Raw genomic sequence first — 19,489 nt, 5'->3', positions numbered from 1 at the left:
GTCTCCGTCGCCTCGGCGGCGTCGCCGAGCGCCGACTCGGCCGAGGCCTCGTCGACGAGCGCCGCGGCCTCCTCCGCCGCCTGGCGCACGTTCGCCGGGTGGATGGTGCTCGCCGCGATCTGCGCGAGGGCGTTCTTGGCGTCGTCCGTGATGGCGTGGGTGCTGACGGGCTTCGCTGCGGCGCCCTGGCCGTTCTGGCCGTTCGACCCCGAGGAGCCGTTCTGACGGGGCGCGCTGCCGGGCGCGCTCTCGCCCGAGCGCCCGCCGCGGCGGCGCTCCTGCTGCGGTGCGGCCGTGGAGCGGTGCTTCACGACCGGATCGTGCTGCACGATCACTCCGCGACCGGCGCAGACCTCGCAGTTCTCGCTGAAGGTCTCGAGCAGACCGAGGCCGAGCTTCTTGCGGGTCATCTGCACGAGGCCGAGCGAGGTGACCTCGGCCACCTGGTGCTTGGTGCGGTCGCGGCTGAGGCACTCGACCAGGCGGCGCAGCACGAGGTCGCGGTTGGACTCGAGGACCATGTCGATGAAGTCGACGACGATGATTCCGCCGATGTCGCGCAGCCGCAGCTGGCGCACGATCTCCTCGGCGGCCTCGAGGTTGTTCTTGGTGACCGTCTCCTCGAGGTTGCCGCCCGAGCCGACGAACTTGCCGGTGTTGACGTCGACGACCGTCATGGCCTCGGTGCGGTCGATGACCAGCGAGCCACCACTGGGCAGCCACACCTTGCGCTCGAGCGCCTTCTCGATCTGCTCCGTGATGCGGAACTCGTCGAAGGCGTCCTGCTCGCCGGAGTAGACCTCGACGCGCTCGAGGAGGTCGGGCGCGACCTGGCTGAGGTAGAGCTCGATGGTCTCGCGGGCGTCGTCCCCGGCGATGACCATCTTCTCGAAGTCCTCGTTGAAGACGTCGCGGACGATCTTGATCAGCAGGTCGGGCTCGCTGTGCAGGAGCGCCGGGGCCTGGCCCGTCGCGGCCTTCTCGCTGAGAGCGGTCCACTGGGCGGTGAGGCGCTCGACGTCGACGGTGAGCTGCTCCTCCGTGGCGCCCTCGGCCGCCGTGCGCACGATGACGCCGACGTTCTCGGGGAGGACCTCCTTGAGGATCTTCTTCAGGCGGGCGCGCTCCGTGTCGGGGAGCTTGCGCGAGATGCCGTTCATGGATCCGTTGGGCACGTACACCAGGTAGCGGCCCGGAAGCGAGATCTGGCTGGTGAGGCGGGCGCCCTTGTGGCCGACGGGGTCCTTGGTGACCTGCACGAGCACGCGGTCGCCGGGCTTGAGCGCGAGCTCGATGCGGCGGGGGCCGCCGGGGTTCGCCGCGGCGTCCCAGTCGACCTCGCCGGAGTACAGCACGGCGTTGCGTCCGCGTCCGATGTCGACGAACGCGGCCTCCATGCTCGGGAGCACGTTCTGCACGCGGCCGAGGTAGACGTTGCCGATGAGGGACGCCTCCTGCGAGCGGGCGACGTAGTGCTCCGCGAGCACGCCGTCCTCGAGCACGCCGATGCGGATGCTGTCCTGCTTCGAGCGGACGACCATCACGCGATCGACGGCCTCGCGGCGGGCGAGGAACTCGGACTCGGTGACGACGGTGCGGCGCCGGCCGGCGTCGCGACCGTCGCGCCGGCGCTGCTTCTTGGCCTCGAGACGGGTGGAGCCCTTGATGCGCTGGGGCTCGGTGATGAGCTCTGGCTCGCGCTGCTCCCGCTGCTCGCGGGGCTGGCGGACCCGGACGACGGTGTTCTCGGGGTCGTCGGACCCTCCGCGGTCGCTCTCGCCGCTGCGACGGCGCGAGCGCCGCCGGACGGAGCCCTGCTCCTCGGCCGGCGCCTCGCGCTCCTCCCGCACTCCGAGCGGCGCTCCGCGCGGAGGCAGAGGCGCCAGCTCGACGTAGTCGGGCAGGTCGGGAGCCTGGAACAGGAGCGACGTGCTCGGCAGCGCGGGACGCGCCGGGCGCGACTCCTCCTGCACGGCGGGCGTGACGGGGAGGGCGTTGAAGAACGCCGGTCCCTGCGCCTCGCTGCTCGCCTCGTCGGGCGTCTCCTGGCCGGTCGTGTCGGTCTCGTCGGTATCGATGATCGTTCCCCCTGTCGCTGGCGCGCTCGACTCGGTCCGCCGGGTCGCCCGGCGGCCACCGAAGAGGCGGCTGATCTTCTTGGCCCCGCTGCGGGGCTCGTCGCGGTCCGGATCGGATCCGCTCGAACTCTTGTCTTCCACCATTGCTGGTGCACTCCTCGGCCGGGTCGTCCGCCGCGCCTTCCTACCCGGATCTCTCCTCGTGCGAGAGGCCGCCTGGGGCCCGTCGCGAATCCTTCCGCTCCCCCGGTCCGGTCGCTCACGTGGCGCAGGACTCTGGGTGCAGCTTCACTCTCGGAACTGACTATCCGACACGTGCTCCGTCTCGCTGCGACCGTCGGTCGCGTCGTGGTGGAGCGGGGGACCCGTCGCGTCCATTCGCGGAACGCGGTCGATCTCCTGTGGCCCGGTGTTCGCCCGGTAAACCTTCTGGTGCCGGCGCGGGATCTTCCGGACCGACGGCTCCGATTATCGCACGCATTCCCAGAGGCGCCGATTCGGCCCGTGCGATAATCCCCCGGTGTCCGACGCCCCCACCACTCGACGCCCGATCCTGTTCGCCGCACTGCTCATCGTGCTGGGGATCGTGGGCTGGGTCGCGGCGTTCGCACTGACACTCGACAAGTTCGCCGCGCTGACCGATCCGTCGACCGAGCTAGGGTGCGACTTCAGCATCCTGGTGCAGTGCAGCGCCAATCTCGACTCGCCGCAGGGCGCCGTCTTCGGCTTCCCGAATCCGCTCATCGGTGTCGCCGCCTGGATCGCGCCGATCGTGGTCGGTGCGGGCCTTCTCGCGGGCGCGCGCTTCGACCGCTGGTTCTGGGCGGTGTTCAACCTGGGCTTCGTCCTCGCGCTCGGCTTCGTGATCTGGCTGATCTCGCAGAGCGTCTTCCTGCTCGGCACGCTGTGCCCGTGGTGCATGCTCACCTGGTCGGTGGTGATCCCGGGCTTCTGGCTCGTGACCCTCCGCAACCTCCGCGAGGGCGTCTTCCCGGTGCCGGCGCCGGTGCGCCGCTTCGCCGGGGCGGCCTACGGCTGGATCCCGTTCATCACGATCCTCTGCTACCTCGCGATCGCCGTCATCGCCCAGCTCCGTCTGGACGTCCTCTCCTACCTCTGAGCCGGCGCGCGCCGGTGCGGGCGGCCGTCCTCGTGGACCCTGTGGATCTCGATACGCCCGCTGCGCGGGCTACTCGACCAGCAAGGGGCGGAGCGGTGGTCGTCCGGCTCCTGCTGGTCGAGTGGCCGCGGAGTGGCGTATCGAAACCCACGACTGCCGAAGAACGGGGATCTCTATCCGCCCGCTGCGCGGGCTCCAGTCCCTGGATCGACGGAAGGCACCCCGGACGGATCCGAGGTGCCCGTCACCGGATCGCCGAGCAGCGCGAGGCGTATCCGGGAAAGCGCGTCCGAGCGCTTTCCCGTCGCCGAAGGCGCGACGCTCCGCGGATCGGCACCGCCTCTGCGAGCCGACCGCGGCTCCGCGGGCTATCGCGGAGCGATGAGCTCAGCCGAACCAGAGCGCGAGCTCGCGCTCCGCGGATTCCACACTGTCCGAGCCGTGCACCAGGTTCTGCTGGACCTTGAGGCCCCAGTCGCGGCCGAGGTCGCCGCGGATGGTGCCCGGGGCGGCCGTGGTCGGGTCGGTCGTGCCGGCGAGGGAGCGGAAGCCCTCGATGACGCGGTCACCGGCGATGCGGATCGCGACGATCGGCCCGCTCTCCATGAACTCCACGAGCGGCTCGTAGAACGGCTTGCCCTCGTGCTCCGCGTAGTGCGCGCCGAGCAGGTCGCGGTCGGCCTCCACGAGCTTGATGTCGACGAGCGAGTAGCCCTTCGCCTCGATGCGGCGGAGGATCTCGCCGGTGAGGTTGCGCGCGACTCCGTCGGGCTTGACGAGGACGAGGGTCTCCTGGATGGCCATGATTCAGCGGTCTCCTTCGGTGGGGTCGGTGGGCCCGGCCGCCGGGGGGCGCGCCTGGGCGTCGAGGCGGGTGCCTGTCACGATGCAGTAGGTCCAGAGCGCCACGAAGGCCGCGCCGATGACGAACATGATCGGGACGAGCAGGCCCGAGGCAACGATAACGAACTGGAGCACCCAGCCGATCCTGATGCCGAGGGTCCGGTCGAGCAGCCGGAGCGTGGCGAGCATCGCCAGGCAGAGGACTCCGCCGCCGACCAGGATCACGACGGGATCGGCGACCTTCAGCCCGAAGGCGACCAGTGTCGCGAGGAACACGATGACGATCTCGAAGCCGAGGACGATCGAGGCGAGGCTCTCGCGGACCGTCCTGCTGCGGCGCGGTCGACCGGCCCTCACGAGCCCTGCCAGTTCTCGTCGCGGGCGACCGTCAGCGCCCGGCCGACGAGGGTGAGCGAGCCCGTGATGACGAGGGCGCCCTTCTCGGTGCGGGCGGCGAGGAGCCGACCTGCGGTGAGCGCCGCGTCCGGGTCCTCCGCCACGCGCACCGACTCCGCCGGGAAGACGGTGCGCGCGACGGCGGCGAGGTCGTCGGCCGCCAGCGCCCTGTCGCTCGGAGCCCGCGTGACGATGAGCTCGTCGACGACCGGGCGCAGAGCCTGCAGGATGCCCTCGGCGTCCTTCTCGGCCAGGACGCCGAGCACCGCGGTGACCCGGTCGAAGTCGAAGTAGCGGCCGAGTGCGGCGGCGAGCGATGCGGCGCCGTGCGGGTTGTGCGCCGCGTCGACGACGGTCCGGGGCGACGCCCCCACGATCTGGAGACGTCCGGGCGAGGTCGCCGCGGCGAGCCCCTCGTCGAGGACGTCGCCGGTGAGCTCCTGCGAGCCCCCACCGATGAACGTCTCGACGGCGGCGATCGCGACGGCCGCGTTCTCGGCCTGGTGGTCGCCGAAGAACGGCAGCAGGAGCTGGTCGTAGGTCGTGGCGAGTCCGCGCACCGAGACGAGCTGCCCGCCGACCGCGACCGTGGTCGAGACGACGTCGAACTCGGCGCCCTCGAAGGCGATCGAGGACTCGGTGGCCTCGGCGGCGTGCCGCAGCACCGCCTCGGCCTCCGGCGTCTGGCGCGCCGAGACGACGGACGCGAGAGGCTTCACGATGCCCGACTTGGTCCGGGCGATCTCCTCGATGCTCGAGCCGAGACGGTCCGTGTGGTCGAGTGCGATGGGGGTGAACACGGCCACCTGCGCGTCGGCGACGTTGGTCGAGTCCCACTCGCCCCCCATCCCGACCTCGACGACCGCGACATCGACCGGGGCGTCGGCGAACGCCGCGTAGGCGAGCACCGTGACGGCCTCGAAGAACGAGAGCGGGGGCTCGTCCTGCTCGGCCAGCTCGGCATCGGTCATGCGGATGTAGGGCTCGACGTCCTGCCAGTTCGCGACGAGGCTCTCGTCCGAGATCGGCTCCCCGTCGATGACGATGCGCTCGTTGAAGCGCTCGAGGTGCGGACTGGTGAAGAGCCCCACCCGCAGTCCGTGCGCGCGCAGCAGGCTCTCGATCATCCGGCTGGTGGAGGTCTTGCCGTTGGTGCCGGCGATCTGGATCACCGGATACGCGCGCTGGGGGTCGCCGAGGATCTCGACGGCCCGCCGCGTCGGCGCGAGCCGCGGACGCACGTTCGCCTCGCCGAGCCGCTCGAGCAGAGTGCTGTAGACCGCCTCGGCGGCGGCGCGATCGGAGTCGTTCTCGAACGGATCAGACATCGGCGGCCTCGACCTTCTCGACACGGATGATGGCGGTGCCGGCCGGTCCGAACGCGACCGCGCCCTCTCCGCCCTCGAGCGCGACCGTCAACGGGGTGAAGGCGGACCCGGTCGCGAGCGTCTCCTCGGCGATCCAGGTGCCGTGCGGCGCGAGAGCGGCGAGGCTGACCTCGTCGAGCATGACGTCGAGCACGATGCGGTCGCTGACGTCGAGCCCGGCCGACTTGCGGGCGTCCTGCACTGCGCGGATGAGGTCGCGGGCCAGGCCCTCGGCCTCGAGCTCCGGCGTGGTCGCCGTGTCGAGCAGGACGAAGCCGCCGCGGGGCAGCAGGGCGATGGCGCGGTCGTCCGCTCCGGATCCTGCGACCTCGAGGGTCAGCTCGTACTCGCCCTCGACGAGCTCGACGCCGCCCGCGGTGACGACGCCGTCGATCTCGCTCCAGTCGCCGGCCTTGGCGGCCTTGATGACGGTCTGGACGCCGCGGCCCAGGCGGGGACCGGCGGCCCGGGCGTTCACCGACAGCCGGGAGGTGACTCCGTAGTCGGCGGCGCTCGAGTCGACCAGAGGCACGAGCGCCACCTCCTTCACGTTCAGCTCGTCGCGCAGGATCGCCTCGAAGGGCGCCAGCTCGGCGGCGTCGGCGACGACGACGGTCAGTCGCGCGAGCGGCAGGCGCACGCGGAGCCCGGCCTGCTTGCGGAGCGAGAGCGCCGTGGAGGAGATCCCGCGGACGGCGTCCATCGCGTGGACGAGGGACTCGTCGACGGGGAACTCGTCGGCGCTGGGCCAGTCGGTGAGGTGGACGCTGCGGCCGCCCGTCAGGCCCTGCCAGATCTCCTCGGAGACCAGCGGGAGCAGCGGGGCGGCGACCCGGGTCACGGTCTCGAGGACGGTGAAGAGCGTGTCGAACGCCTCCGCTCCCCCGCCCTCGGCGTCGACGCCCTGCCAGAACCGGTCGCGGGACCGGCGGACGTACCAGTTGGTCAGCACGTCGGCGAAGTCGCGCAGCGCGGCGGCCGCGAGGGTCGAGTCCAGCGCCTCCAGGTGAGTGGTGACCGTCTCGATCAGGTCGTGCGTCTTGGCGAGCAGGTACCGGTCGAGGACGTCCTCGGAGTCGGTGCGGCGGGGCGCCGAGTAGCCCTCGTCGCCCGAGGCGTTGGCGTACAGCGAGAAGAAGTACCAGGTGCTCCAGAGCGGCAGCAGGACCTGTCGGACGCCCTCGCGGATGCCCTCCTCGGTCACGACGAGATTGCCGCCGCGCAGAACCGGACTCGACATGAGGAACCACCTCATGGCGTCCGAGCCGTCGCGGTCGAAGACCTCGGCGACGTCGGGGTAGTTGCGCAGCGACTTCGACATCTTCTGGCCGTCGTTGCCGAGCACGATGCCGTGGCTGACGACGTTGCGGAAAGCGGGACGGTCGAAGAGCGCCGTCGAGAGCACGTGCAGCGTGTAGAACCAGCCGCGCGTCTGCCCGATGTACTCGACGATGAAGTCGGCCGGGTTGTGCGAGTCGAACCAGTCGGCGTTCTCGAACGGGTAGTGGACCTGCGCGAAGGGCATCGAGCCCGAGTCGAACCAGACGTCGAGGACGTCGGTGATGCGGCGCATCGTCGAGCGCCCGGTCGGGTCGTCGGGATTGGGGCGCGTCAGCTCGTCGATGTAGGGCCGGTGCAGATCCTGCGGGCGCACGCCGAAGTCGCGCTCGAGCTCGTCGAGCGAGCCGTAGACGTCCATGCGCGGGTACTCGGGGTCGTCGCTCTTCCACACCGGGATCGGCGAGCCGAAGTAGCGGTTGCGGCTGATCGACCAGTCGCGCGCGCCCGAGAGCCACTTGCCGAACTGGCCGTCCTTGACGTTCTCCGGGACCCAGGTGATGTCCTGGTTGAGCTCCTCCATGCGGTCGCGGAACGCGGTCACCCGCACGAACCAGCTGGAGACGGCCTTGTAGATCAGCGGGTTCCGGCAGCGCCAGCAGTGCGGGTACGAGTGCTCGTAGCTCGCCTGGCGCAACAGGCGGTGCTGCGCCTTGAGCAGCTGGGTGAGCGGTTTGTTCGCCTCGAAGACCTGCAGGCCGGCGACCTCCGCGATCTGCGGGAGGAAGCGGCCTCCGTCATCCACGGAGATGATGACCGGGATGCCCGCCGCCTCGCAGACCTTCTGGTCGTCCTCGCCGTACGCGGGCGCCTGGTGCACGATGCCCGTGCCCTCGGTCGTGGTGACGTAGTCGGCGACGAGGATGCGCCACGCGTTCTGCGTGCCCCAGGCCTCGGTGTCGGCGTAGTGGTCCCACAACCGGTCGTAGCTGATGCCCTCGAGCTCGCGCCCGCGCAGCGTGCGCGAGACGGCGGCACGGGCGGACTCGGCGTCGTCGTAGCCGAGGTCCTTCGCGTACGCGCCCACCTGGTCGATCGCCAGCAGGTACTCGGCCGAGAGCTCGCGCTCCTCCGGCTCGCCCTTGCCGTCGGCGGCGCCGTTCGGGCCGGCCGCCAGCACGGCGTACTCGATGTCCGGGCCGACGGCCAGCGCGGCGTTGGTGGGCAGGGTCCACGGGGTGGTCGTCCAGGCGAGGGCGCGCACGGCGGTGAGGTTCAGCGCCTCCGCCGTCTCGCCGACCAGCGGGAAGGTGACCGTCACGGTCTGGTCCTGGCGCATCTTGTAGACGTCGTCGTCCATCCGCAGCTCGTGGTTCGAGAGCGGGGTCTGATCGCGCCAGCAGTAGGGGAGGACGCGGTAGCCCTCGTAGGCGAGACCCTTGTCGTAGAGCTGCTTGAACGCCCAGATGACCGACTCCATGAAGGAGGGGTCGAGCGTCTTGTAGTCGTTCTCGAAATCGACCCAGCGCGCCTGGCGGGTGACGTAGTCCTGCCACTCCCCCGTGTAGCGCAGCACCGACTCCTTCGCCGCGGCGTTGAACGCGGCGATGCCCATCTCCTCGATCTGGGACTTGTCGGTGATGCCGAGCTGGCGCTCCGCCTCGAGCTCGGCGGGCAGGCCGTGGGTGTCCCAGCCGAAGCGGCGGTGGACCTGCTTGCCGCGCATGGTCTGGAAACGGGGGAAGAGGTCCTTCGCGTACCCGGTCAGCAGGTGGCCGTAGTGCGGCAGCCCGTTGGCGAACGGAGGGCCGTCGTAGAACACCCACTCGGGGGCGCCCTCGCGGGAGCGGATCGACTCCTGGAAGGTGTCGTCGGCCTTCCAGTAGGCGAGCACCTTCTCCTCGATCTCGGGGAAGCGCGGCGAAGCGGCCACCCCACGGCCGAAGGCGGAGCCGGACGCGGCGGCGTCGCGAGGGGTGGGCGGGGTCAAGGGATAGGTCACGTGCGATCTCCTGGCAGTGATGCTGGGCTGCACGAGGACGGCCCGCCCGGATCTGTCAGCCCGGGCCGGGGTCGCGGTACCACCTCGCTTGGACCGCTCCTCGGCGCGAGCCTCGGAGACGTTCCCACTCGATCGGCTGTCACGGGCCGTACCCGTCCGGTTCTACTGGGCGAAGGCCTGAGCCGACGCCGTTCTTCCGGAGACTCGCCGGTGATGGCCGGGTCGAAGTCGTTGAGGGATATCGTAGCGCGTCAGGCGGATGCGGGGCGGGAGCGGTGATGGCGGGTGCGACGGGCAGAGGACGCCCCCGGGCCTCATCGCGCTCGATGCTCGAGGACGCCGCGCTGGACCTCTTCCTCGAGCAGAGCTACGCCGGCACGACCGTCGAGCACATCGCCCAGCGGGCGGGGGTCTCGCGGAACACCTTCTTCAACTACTTCGAGTCCAAGAGCGACGTGTTCTGGGTGCTCGTCGACGACCGCCTGGCCGAGCTCCCCGCCGCGCTCGCCGCGACCGACCCCGAGCGGCCCGCGATGGACGGCCTGCGCGACGCGCTGCTGGCGGTCGGCGCCGGCTTCGGCCCCTCCTCCGTGCCGTGGGCGCTCACCCAGAGCGCTCTCATCGGCAGCGTGCACGAGCTCCAGGCCTCCGCGCTGTCCCGCCTCGCCCGGCAGGCCGCGATCGTCGCGGCGTTCGTCGAGCAGCGGGCCTCGCGACCGCTGCCCACGCACCTGACCCGGGCGATCGCGTACGCGAGCGTCGGAGCGGCGGTGGCCGCCGTGCAGGCCTGGGCCGCGGCGGGTCCGACCCGGGGCGAGCTGGTGCCGTACCTCGACGAGGCGCTCGCCCCGATCCGCGCGGGCTTCGCCCCCGTCGTCGACTGACCCGCCCGGCTCCCGCACCGCGACGCCGAGGTAGGATCGGCGCGGCCGGTGAGCGATCCGCTCCAGCGCCGCCATCCAGGCATCATCACCACCGACACGGTGCCGCCCATATCGAACCGGAGAATCATGACCTTCGCCGACCGCCTCCCCGCGAAGCCCGCCCTCGAGGGCCTCGAGAGCAAGTGGGGACTCGTCTGGCAGACCGACGGGACCTACCGGTTCGACCGCACCGGTCTGGCCCGCGCCGACGTCTACTCGATCGACACCCCGCCGCCGACCGCGTCCGGCTCGCTGCACATCGGGCACGTCTTCTCGTACACGCACACCGACGTCGTCGCGCGCTTCCAGCGCATGCGCGGCCGCAAGGTCTTCTACCCGATGGGCTGGGACGACAACGGCCTGCCCACCGAGCGCCGCGTGCAGAACTACTACGGGGTCCGCTGCGACCCCACCCTCCCCTACGAGGCCGGCTTCACGCCTCCGTTCGAGGGAGGCGACAACAAGAGCAGCAAGGCGGCCGATCAGAAGCCGATCTCGCGCCGCAACTTCATCGAGCTCTGCGAGCGCCTGACCGTCGAGGACGAGAAGCAGTTCGAGGACCTCTGGCGCACCCTCGGCCTCTCGGTCGACTGGTCGCAGAGCTACCGCACGATCGGCGAGGAGTCGCAGGCGGCCTCGCAGCGCGCGTTCCTCCGGAACCTGGCGCGCGGCGAGGCGTACCAGGCCCAGGCCCCGACCCTGTGGGACATCACGTTCCGCACCGCGGTCGCGCAGGCCGAGCTGGAGGACAAGGAGCAGCCCGGCGCGTACCACCGGATCGGGTTCCACCGCGACGGCGGCGAGGACGTCTTCATCGAGACGACCCGGCCCGAGCTCCTCCCGGCCTGCGTCGCGCTCGTCGCGCACCCCGACGACGAGCGGTACCAGCCGCTCTTCGGGACGACCGTCCGCACCCCGCTCTTCGACGTCGAGGTGCCGGTCCTCGCGCACCACCTCGCGCAGAAGGACAAGGGCTCGGGCATCGCCATGATCTGCACCTTCGGCGACGTCACGGACGTCGTCTGGTGGCGCGAGCTCGACCTGCCCAACCGCGCGATCATCGGCTTCGACGGCCGCATCGTGTCGGAGGCGCCCGATGCGATCACCAGCGACGCCGGTCGCGAGGCGTACGCGCAGCTCGCGGGCAAGACGGTGTTCTCGGCCAAGCAGGCCGTCGTCGCGCTCCTCACGGAGTCGGGCGAGATGACCGGCGAGCCGCGCCCCATCACGCACCCCGTGAAGTTCTTCGAGAAGGGCGACAAGCCGCTCGAGATCGTGTCGACCCGGCAGTGGTACCTCGTCAACGGAGCCCGGGACGCCGCCCTGAAGGAGCGCCTCCTGGAGCTCGGGCGCGACGTCCGCTTCGTGCCGGAGTTCATGCGGGTGCGCTACGAGAACTGGGTGAACGGGCTGTCGGGCGACTGGCTGGTCTCGCGTCAGCGCTTCTTCGGCGTGCCGATCCCCGTCTGGTACCCGCTCGACGGCGACGGCAACCCCGTCTTCGACCGGCCGCTGGTGCCGGAGGAGTCGGCGCTGCCCGTCGACCCGTCCTCGGACCCCGCACCCGGCTACTCCGAGGACCAGCGCGGCGTGCCGGGCGGGTTCCAGGGCGAGCTCGACGTGATGGACACCTGGGCGACGTCCTCGCTCACCCCGCAGCTCGCCGGCGGCTGGGAGCGGGACGACGAGCTCTGGCAGCTGGTCGCGCCCTACGACCTGCGACCCCAGGGACAGGACATCATCCGCACCTGGCTCTTCTCGACCCTGCTGCGCTCGCAGCTCGAGGACTCGCGAGCGCCGTGGGGCAACGCGACGATCTCGGGCTTCATCGTCGACCCCGACCGCAAGAAGATGTCGAAGTCCAAGGGCAACGTCGTCACGCCGGCCGGGATGCTCGAGCAGCACGGCTCGGACGCCGTTCGCTACTGGGCGGCCTCGTCGCGCCTGGGCACCGACGCCGCGTTCGATCCGCAGAACCCCACGCAGATCAAGATCGGCCGGCGCCTCGCGATCAAGGTGCTGAACGCGGCCAAGTTCATCCACGGCTTCGCGCAGACCCCGGGTGCGGAAGTGACGGACCCGCTCGACCTGAGCATGCTCGCGACCCTCGACGCCGTGGTGGCGGAGGCGACGACCGCGCTGGAGAACTACGACCACGCCCGGGCCCTCGAGACGACGGAGGCGTTCTTCTGGACGTTCTGCGACGACTACCTCGAGCTCGTGAAGGAGCGCGCCTACGGCGAGGACGGCGCCTCGGCCGCGGCCGCGCTGCACCTCGCCCTCGATGCTCTGCAGCGCCTGTTCGCTCCGTTCATCCCCTTCGCGACGGAGGAGACCTGGTCGTGGTCGCACGACGGCTCGATCCACGTGCAGCCGTGGCCCGAGCAGACCGGTCTCGGCGGCGACCCCGCGGTCCTCACGGCCGCCAGCACGGTCCTCACGGCGATCCGCCGCGCCAAGACCGATGCGAAGGCCTCGCAGAAGACCCCGGCCCGCTCCGCCGTCGTGACGGCTCCGGCGGAGCTTGTGTCGGCCCTCCGCCTGGCCTCCGGCGACATCGCCGCGGTCGGCCGGATCGCCGCGCTCGAGTTCGCCGAGGGTGGCACACTGGCCGTGGACATCGAGCTCGAGACCGAGGCGTAGCAGCTCGCGGGCGGGCGCCGGAACCCCGGCGCCCGCCCCCTCGACCACCGACGAGAGGACGCACAGGATGCAGCTCGGAACACGCTGGGCCCTCGGCGGCGAACCGCCGCAGAACCTTCCGGAGATCGTCGTCACCGCTTTGCGCGACGTCGAGCAGGAGCTCGTCTCGGCGGGCACGGACACCTCCGACTGGCGCTGGCAGCTGACCTGGCTCGAGGGGAAGCCGGTCCTCGAGCTCGACGACGGGACCACTGTCACCTACCGTCCCGACGAGGACGCCGCCTACATCACGCAGCCGCAGGGACGCGTCGAGGGCGAGGACGACGACTGGGGCTGACCGGGCCCCCGGGCACCTAGGCTCGCAGGGTGAGCGCCTCCGATCCCGTCGCCGTCCTCCTCGAGCCGAGCACGCTCCCCCACGGGCTGCCCGATTTCGCCGCAGTCGATCCGGAGGCGTACCGCCCCGCGTTCGAGGAGGCGCTGCGTCGGCACCGCGCCGAGATCGAGGCGATCGCGTCCTCCGAGGACACCCCGAGCGTCCAGAACACCCTCGTGGCGCTCGAGCGCTCCGGGCGGGCGCTGCGCCGGGTGAACGCGGTGTTCTCCACCGTGTGCGCCTCCGACCGGACACCGCTGACCGACGCCCTCGAGCAGGAGCTCGCTCCGCTGCTCTCGGCCCACAGCGATGCGATCCCCCTCGATCCCCGCCTGTACGAGCGCCTGCGCCAGTTGGGCGAGCGGCGCGGCGAGCTCGCCCTCGACGACGAGACGGCGTACCTGCTCGAGCGCGTGCTGTCGGGCTTCGAGCGCGCCGGAGCGCTGCTGGACGACGTCGGCAAGGAGCGTCTGGGCGAGCTCAACGAGCGCCTGTCGACGCTGACGACCCTGTTCGAGAAGAATCTGCTGGCCGAGTCGAACGCGCGCGCGGTTCTGCTCGACGGCGCGTCCGCGCTCGACGGCCTCGACTCCTCCGATATCTCGGCGGCCGCCCGTGCCGCGGCGGACCGGGGCTCGAGCGGCGTTCTCGTGACGCTCCCGCTCTACTCGGGCCACCCGTGGCTCGCCCGCCTGCGCGACCGCGGCGTGCGCGAGCGCATCCTCCGCGCCTCCGTCGGCCGTGCGAGCGAGGGCGGCGAGCACGACAACCGCGAGGTCCTGCAGGACATCGTCGCTCTGCGCGCCGAGCGCGCCCGGCTGCTGGGCTTCTCCTCGCACGCGGAGTTCGTCGTGTCGGGGCAGACGGCCGGATCGCCCGCCCGCGTCCGTGCGCTCCTCGAGGAGCTCGCCGAACCGGCGGCGCAGAACGCCCGTCGGGAGCTCGCGCGCATGCAGGCGCTCGCGGACGAGGAGCAGGACGCGGCGGGTGCCCCCCGTTTCGCCCTCGAGGCGTGGGACCGCGCCTACTACGAGGAGCGGGTGCGCTCGGCCTCCTACGCCGTCGACGCGAGCGCGCTGCGCCCCTTCTTCGAGCTCGAGCGAGTGCTGCACTCGGGCGTCTTCGCCGCGGCGTCGGGTCTCTACGGCCTGCGCTTCCAGGAGCGGGCCGACCTGATCGGCTACAGCCGACACGTCCGCGTCTTCGAGGTCCTCGAGGAGGACGGGCAGCCGCTCGGGCTCTTCCTCTTCGACCCCTTCACGCGCGACTCCAAGCGCGGGGGCGCCTGGATGAACTCGCTCTCCACCCGCACGAGCCTGCTCGGCGACTCCGCCGTCGTCGTCAACAACCTGAACATCTCGGCACCCGGGGAGGGCGAGCCCGCCCTGCTGAGCCTCGACGAGGTCGGGACGCTCTTCCACGAGTTCGGTCACGCGCTGCACGGCCTCCTCGCCGCGGTCCGCTACCCGCGGTTCGGCGGAACGAGCGTCTACCGCGACTTCGTCGAGTTCCCGAGCCAGGTCAACGAGATGTGGGTCCTCCGGCCCGAGCTCCTGTCCGAGTACGCCCGTCACGTCGGGACCGGCGAGCCGCTCGCTCCCGAGGTCGTCGAGCGGCTCGAGGCGTCGTCGCTCTGGGGCGAGGGCTTCGCCACGACCGAGTACCTCGCAGCGGCGCTGCTCGACCTCGCCTGGCACGAGCGGGAGGACGGGGCGGAGCGCTCGGACGTGCTCTCCTTCGAGCAGGACGCCCTCGGCCGGGCGGGCCTCCTGATCCCCGCGATCCCACCCCGGTACGGCAGCACCTACTTCGCGCACGTCTTCTCGGGCGGGTACTCCGCCGGCTACTACTCCTACATCTGGAGCGAGATCCTCGACGCCGACACCGTCGAGTGGTTCGACGAGAACGGCGGCCTCGACCGAGCGGCTGGAGAGCGCTTCCGGCAGGGGATCCTCGCGATCGGCGGGTCGCGCGACCCGCTCGACGCCTACCGCGACTTCCGCGGGCGGGACGCGCGGACCGAGCCGCTGCTGCGCCGCCGGGGACTGCTCCCCCGCGGCTGAGACCCCGCCACGGCGTCAGCGGGAGGAGCCGCTCGCGGCGGCACCAGCCACGCGAGCACGACGAGACCGACGACCAGGCCCCAGAAGGCGGAGCCGATGCCCGCGACACTCGTACCGGAGGCCGTCACGAGCAGCGTGGCGGCAGCGGGGAGCCTCAGCCGGCTCTCCTCCACGACCGCCTGGACGGCAGAGACGAAGACTCCGAGCAGGGCCAGGCCCGCGACAGCCTCGATCAGAAGCGGGCTCGCGGAGGAGACGAGCGCGGTGGCCGCGCCCGCCACGAGGCCGAGGACCAGGTAGGACGCACCGGCCGACACCGAGGCGATCCAGCGCCGCTCGGGCCGAGGCGACGCCTCGGGGCCCGCGGTCAGCGCCGCGCTCAGCGCCGCGAGGTTGATCGGCACGCCGCCGAAGAGGGCGGCGACGCCCGAGAGCGCACCCGAGGAGACGATGGCCGGTCGCGAGTGCGACGGGAAGCCGAAGCTCGAGAGCACGGCGATGCCGGGGATGTTCTGGCCCGCCATGGTGACCACGTAGAGCGGCAGCCCGATGCCCACGACGGCGCCGATCTCGAGCACCGGGGCGACGAACTCCGGAGTCGGCAGCAGCGGCGCGCTCGCCAGGGCCGCCCCGTCGGTGGCGAGCAGCAGCACGATCGCCAGTCCGATCGCGGCGGGCACCGCCCAGCGCGGGAGCAGCCGGACGAGCAGGAGCCAGACGAGGATCACCGGGAGGGCGAGCGCGGGGATCTCGACCGCCGCGCGCACGGGCGCGAGGACGAGCGGGAACAGGATGCCGGCGAGCATCCCGTTGGCCAGGGGACGCGGGATGCGCGAGACGAGGCGCCCCAGCGCCGGCCACAGGCCGGTGATCACGAGCAGGAGCGACGCGACGAGGAACGCGCCCACCGCGCGGTCGAAGCCGCCGGGCGCCGCGGCGGTGGCCGCCAGCAGAGCGGCTCCCGGCGTGCTCCACGCGAACGTCAGGGGAACCCGGTAGCGGAGACTGAGGAGGATGCAGAGCAGCCCCTGCAGCACGCACACGGCGAGGAGTCCTGACGCCGCCTGTCGATCGGTCGCACCGACGGCGACGACACCGGCGAGGACGATCGCGAACGAGCTGGAGAAGCCGGTCAGGGCGGCGACGATCCCGGCGAGCAGAGGCTGGACGATGACGGTTCCTCCGATCGCGGACGCCGGGGCGAGCCTGGCGGCACGTCCACGACGCGCTCCGCCAGGTTAGGGAACGCGGGCGGGGACGACGACGCCCCCGGCGTGCCAATCCTGCTGAACTGGCGCGACGGGGGCGGAGGTCGGTGTCAGGCGCTCTTCTCCTGGCGACGGGGGGCGTGCGGCACGATCGTCGGAGCGGCGTTGTCGAGGACGGCGGCTCGGGTGACCACGACACGGGCGACCTCGTCGGACGAGGGCACCTCGAACATGATCGGGCCGAGCACCTCCTCGAGGATCGCCCGGAGACCGCGGGCGCCGGTCTGCCGCAGCACGGCGAGGTCGGCGATGGCCTCGAGGGCACCGCGGTCGAACTCGAGCTCGACGCCGTCCAGCTCGAACATGCGCTGGTACTGCTTGACGAGAGCGTTGCGCGGCTCCGTCAGGATCTGCATCAGCGCGTCCTGGTCGAGCTGCGTGACCGTGGTCACGACGGGGAGGCGCCCGATGAACTCGGGGATGAGCCCGAACTTGTGCAGATCCTCGGGGAGGACCTCGCTGAAGATGTTGATCTCGTCGCCCTTGCTGTGCAGCGGGGCGCCGAAGCCGATGCCGCGCTTGCCCGCGCGCGACGAGATGATGTCCTCGAGCCCGGCGAACGCTCCCGCGACGATGAAGAGCACGTTCGTCGTGTCGATCTGGATGAACTCCTGGTGCGGGTGCTTCCGGCCGCCCTGCGGCGGCACCGAGGCCACTGTGCCCTCGAGGATCTTGAGCAGCGCCTGCTGCACGCCCTCGCCGGACACGTCGCGCGTGATCGACGGGTTCTCGGCCTTGCGCGCGATCTTGTCGACCTCGTCGATGTAGATGATGCCGGTCTCGGCGCGCTTGACGTCGTAGTCCGCGGCCTGGATCAGCTTGAGCAGGATGTTCTCGACGTCCTCGCCGACGTAGCCCGCCTCGGTGAGCGCCGTCGCATCGGCGACGGCGAACGGGACGTTCAAGCGCTTGGCCAGTGTCTGGGCGAGGTAGGTCTTGCCGCAGCCGGTCGGCCCGATGAGCAGGATGTTGCTCTTCGCGATCTCGATCTCGTCGTGGATCGCGTCGGCCGACGTGATCGTGTTGCGCACGCGCACGCGCTTGTAGTGGTTGTAGACCGCGACCGCGAGGGCGCGCTTGGCCTGCTCCTGCCCGATGACGTACTCCTCGAGGAAGCCGAAGATCTCCTTCGGCTTCGGGAGGTCGAACTCGTGGCTCGTCTCCTCGCTCGATTCGGAGAGGCGCTCCTCGATGATCTCGTTGCAGAGCTCCACGCACTCGTCGCAGATGTAGACGCCTGGCCCGGCGATCAGCTGCTGGACCTGCTTCTGGCTCTTGCCGCAGAACGAGCACTTGAGCAGGTCGGCGCTTTCGCCAATACGTGCCACGGGGATGCCCCACTTCCTTGTCGTGCGTCGGTCGTGTCGTGCCTGGTGGTGCCTGTTCGAGCGGACCACAGGGTCCGCCTGGCGCCCTCGGGCGCCGGTCGAGATCACGAGCGGCCGTGCGGGGACCGGTGATCTCCCTCCCGAGCCTAGCCGTTGAGCCGCGAGGGGCCGGCAGGCGGGCCGGGATTCGCGATCGCCGACCCGCTCGTGCCGATCGACTGCGCGGGCGCGCGTGCCTCCGCGCCTGAGAGGAGCCGGATGCGCGGGCGCGCGTGCCTCCGCGCCTGAGAGGAGCCGGATGCGCGGAAGGGCCGGACGCGGATCGCTCCGCTCCGGCCCCTCCGGGTCGATCAGGCCGTGAGAGCCGGGAGGCTCTTGCGGCTGGTCAGGATCTGGTCGATCAGCCCGTACTCGAGCGCGTCGTCCGCGCCGAGGATCTTGTCGCGGTCGATGTCCTTCTTGACCTGCTCGATCGAGCGGTTGGAGTGCTTCGACAGCGTCTCCTCGAGCCACTCGCGCATCCGCATGATCTCGGCCGCCTGGATCTCGATGTCCGAGGCCTGACCGCCGCCCTGCTGCACGGCGGGCTGGTGGATGAGGATGCGGGCGTTGGGGAGCGCGAGGCGCTTGCCCGGCGTGCCCGCGGCTGTCAGCACGGCGGCGGCGGAGGCCGCCTGGCCGAGCACCACCGTCTGGATGTGCGGCCGGATGTACTGCATCGTGTCGTAGATCGCCGTCATCGCGGTGAACGAGCCACCGGGCGAGTTGATGTACATGACGATGTCGCGGTCCGGGTCCTGGCTCTCGAGGACGAGCAGCTGGGCCATGATGTCGTCGGCCGACGCGTCGTCGACCTGGACCCCGAGGAAGATGATGCGGTCCTCGAAGAGCTTCGCGTACGGGTCCTGGCGCTTGTAGCCGTAGGCGGTGCGCTCCTCGAAGGTGGGGAGGATGTAGCGCGAGGACGGCGCGGCTCCGGAGCCGAAGGCCGTTCCGCCGAAGGTGGGTGCGTTCATTGTCTGTTCCTGATCTCTCGGCGCGTCTGGAAGGCTCACTCGGTGGCGGTTCCGCCGCCGCCGGCGACGTCCGTCGCGGAGGCGCGGATGTGGTCGACGAAGCCGTAGGCCAGGGCCTCCTCGGCGCTGAACCAGCGGTCGCGGTCGCCGTCCTCGTTGACCTGCTCGACCGTCTTGCCGGTCGCCTTGGCGGTGATCTCGGCGAGTCGCTTCTTCATGTCGAGGATCAGCTGCGCCTGGGTCTGGATGTCGGACGCGGTTCCGCCGAACCCGCCGTGCGGCTGGTGCAGGAGGACGCGGGCGTTCGGCGTGATGTACCGCTTGCCCTGGGTGCCGGCGGTCAGGAGGAGCTGGCCCATGGAGGCCGCCATCCCGATGCCCACGGTCACGATGTCGTTCGGGACGAACTGCATCGTGTCGTAGATCGCCATGCCCGCGGTGATCGAGCCGCCGGGCGAGTTGATGTACAGGAAGATGTCCTTCTCTGCGTCCTCGGCCGCGAGGAGCAGGAGCTTCGCGGCGATCTCGTTCGCGTTCTCGTCGCGCACCTCGGAACCGAGCCAGATGATCCGGTCCTTGAGCAGGCGGTCGAAAACACTGTTGGGCATAACCATGTCGGCCATGTATTGCTCCGTTTCAGTTGTCGCTTCGGAGGCGAATCTATCGGACGCTCCCCCGCCGACTCCGCCGTGTTCGCCGGGGGCGGAGCGGGAGGGGGCGCTGTTCGCCGGGGGCGGACCGGACGGCGCGCCTCCCCGGGAACGACAGGAGCCGCCCCCGGCGAACAG

At 71.1% G+C, this 19,489-nt stretch carries 14 protein-coding genes; 5 read left to right on the top strand and 9 right to left on the bottom strand.

Going from position 1 to position 19,489, the window contains the following annotated elements; genetic code table 11:
* A partial coding sequence (locus NB037_RS14275; protein WP_251946776.1) for an Rne/Rng family ribonuclease occupies positions 1-2,222 on the bottom strand: 2,222 nt, incomplete at its 3' end.
* A gap of 376 nt (positions 2,223-2,598) precedes the next feature.
* Here NB037_RS14275 and NB037_RS14270 point away from each other — a divergent pair.
* Positions 2,599-3,198: a vitamin K epoxide reductase family protein gene (locus NB037_RS14270; protein ID WP_251946774.1), complete on the top strand. Its 600-nt coding sequence runs from the start codon at positions 2,599-2,601 to the stop codon at positions 3,196-3,198.
* Positions 3,199-3,585: 387 nt separating this feature from the next.
* Here the strand turns inward: NB037_RS14270 and ndk are convergent, their stop codons facing one another.
* Genes ndk through ileS form a run of 4 tightly spaced genes read right to left on the bottom strand, consistent with a single transcriptional unit; the run spans position 3,586 to position 9,084 of the window.
* Positions 3,586-4,002 (bottom strand): nucleoside-diphosphate kinase, encoded by a 417-nt coding sequence (gene ndk, locus NB037_RS14265; RefSeq protein WP_251946773.1) that lies wholly within the window; start codon positions 4,000-4,002, stop codon positions 3,586-3,588.
* A 3-nt stretch (positions 4,003-4,005) separates the two neighbouring features.
* Positions 4,006-4,398 carry a DUF4233 domain-containing protein gene (locus tag NB037_RS14260; RefSeq protein WP_251946771.1) on the bottom strand — a complete coding sequence of 131 codons (393 nt, stop codon included), beginning with the start codon at positions 4,396-4,398 and terminating at the stop codon, positions 4,006-4,008.
* A complete protein-coding gene (locus NB037_RS14255; RefSeq protein ID WP_251946769.1) occupies positions 4,395-5,765 on the bottom strand; it encodes a bifunctional folylpolyglutamate synthase/dihydrofolate synthase in 1,371 nt (456 codons plus the stop codon). The genes NB037_RS14260 and NB037_RS14255 overlap by 4 nt, the downstream gene beginning before the upstream one ends.
* On the bottom strand, positions 5,758-9,084 hold the full coding sequence (ileS, locus tag NB037_RS14250) for an isoleucine--tRNA ligase (protein WP_372490760.1): 3,327 nt from the start codon (positions 9,082-9,084) through the stop codon (positions 5,758-5,760). Before ileS ends, NB037_RS14255 begins: the two co-directional genes overlap by 8 nt.
* Positions 9,085-9,410: 326 nt before the next feature.
* Here ileS and NB037_RS14245 point away from each other — a divergent pair, with 326 nt between their 5' ends.
* The 4 genes from NB037_RS14245 (at position 9,411) to NB037_RS14230 (ending at position 15,089) form a co-directional block, all read left to right on the top strand.
* A complete protein-coding gene (locus NB037_RS14245; protein WP_251946767.1) occupies positions 9,411-9,968 on the top strand; it encodes a TetR/AcrR family transcriptional regulator in 558 nt (185 codons plus the stop codon).
* A gap of 126 nt (positions 9,969-10,094) precedes the next feature.
* Positions 10,095-12,650, top strand: coding sequence for a valine--tRNA ligase (valS, locus tag NB037_RS14240; protein WP_251946765.1), 2,556 nt, complete (start codon positions 10,095-10,097; stop codon positions 12,648-12,650).
* A 67-nt stretch (positions 12,651-12,717) separates the two neighbouring features.
* The gene (locus tag NB037_RS14235; RefSeq protein WP_251946763.1) at positions 12,718-12,987 is read left to right on the top strand and encodes a hypothetical protein; all 270 of its coding nucleotides are present in this window, start codon (positions 12,718-12,720) and stop codon (positions 12,985-12,987) included.
* Positions 12,988-13,016: 29 nt separating this feature from the next.
* Positions 13,017-15,089: a M3 family metallopeptidase gene (locus NB037_RS14230; RefSeq protein ID WP_251946761.1), complete on the top strand. Its 2,073-nt coding sequence runs from the start codon at positions 13,017-13,019 to the stop codon at positions 15,087-15,089.
* Here the strand turns inward: NB037_RS14230 and NB037_RS14225 are convergent.
* The 4 genes from NB037_RS14225 to NB037_RS14210 form a co-directional block, all read right to left on the bottom strand.
* Positions 15,014-16,249 (bottom strand): benzoate/H(+) symporter BenE family transporter, encoded by a 1,236-nt coding sequence (locus NB037_RS14225; protein WP_251946778.1) that lies wholly within the window; start codon positions 16,247-16,249, stop codon positions 15,014-15,016. The genes NB037_RS14230 and NB037_RS14225 overlap by 76 nt on opposite strands.
* Positions 16,250-16,407: 158 nt before the next feature.
* A complete protein-coding gene (gene clpX, locus NB037_RS14220) occupies positions 16,408-17,685 on the bottom strand; it encodes an ATP-dependent Clp protease ATP-binding subunit ClpX (RefSeq protein ID WP_207406430.1) in 1,278 nt (425 codons plus the stop codon).
* 350 nt (positions 17,686-18,035) lie between these two features.
* Positions 18,036-18,701 (bottom strand): ATP-dependent Clp protease proteolytic subunit, encoded by a 666-nt coding sequence (locus tag NB037_RS14215; RefSeq protein ID WP_055792392.1) that lies wholly within the window; start codon positions 18,699-18,701, stop codon positions 18,036-18,038.
* 35 nt (positions 18,702-18,736) lie between these two features.
* Positions 18,737-19,324, bottom strand: coding sequence for an ATP-dependent Clp protease proteolytic subunit (locus tag NB037_RS14210; protein ID WP_207406431.1), 588 nt, complete (start codon positions 19,322-19,324; stop codon positions 18,737-18,739).
* Positions 19,325-19,489: the final 165 nt, after the last annotated feature.

Source organism: Rathayibacter rubneri (genome assembly GCF_023743255.1).
GTDB lineage: Bacteria > Actinomycetota > Actinomycetes > Actinomycetales > Microbacteriaceae > Rathayibacter > Rathayibacter rubneri.
This window is presented reverse-complemented; position numbering and strand designations above follow the sequence as displayed.

Coding starts and splice junctions, on each gene's coding strand:
- NB037_RS14215 (WP_055792392.1), bottom strand. CDS start 18,701: ATGAACGCACCCACCTTCGGCGGAACGGCCTTCGGCTCCGGAGCCGCG.
- NB037_RS14255 (WP_251946769.1), bottom strand. CDS start 5,765: ATGTCTGATCCGTTCGAGAACGACTCCGATCGCGCCGCCGCCGAGGCG.
- NB037_RS14235 (WP_251946763.1), top strand. CDS start 12,718: ATGCAGCTCGGAACACGCTGGGCCCTCGGCGGCGAACCGCCGCAGAAC.
- NB037_RS14245 (WP_251946767.1), top strand. CDS start 9,411: ATGCTCGAGGACGCCGCGCTGGACCTCTTCCTCGAGCAGAGCTACGCC.
- ndk (WP_251946773.1), bottom strand. CDS start 4,002: ATGGCCATCCAGGAGACCCTCGTCCTCGTCAAGCCCGACGGAGTCGCG.
- NB037_RS14210 (WP_207406431.1), bottom strand. CDS start 19,324: ATGGCCGACATGGTTATGCCCAACAGTGTTTTCGACCGCCTGCTCAAG.
- valS (WP_251946765.1), top strand. CDS start 10,095: ATGACCTTCGCCGACCGCCTCCCCGCGAAGCCCGCCCTCGAGGGCCTC.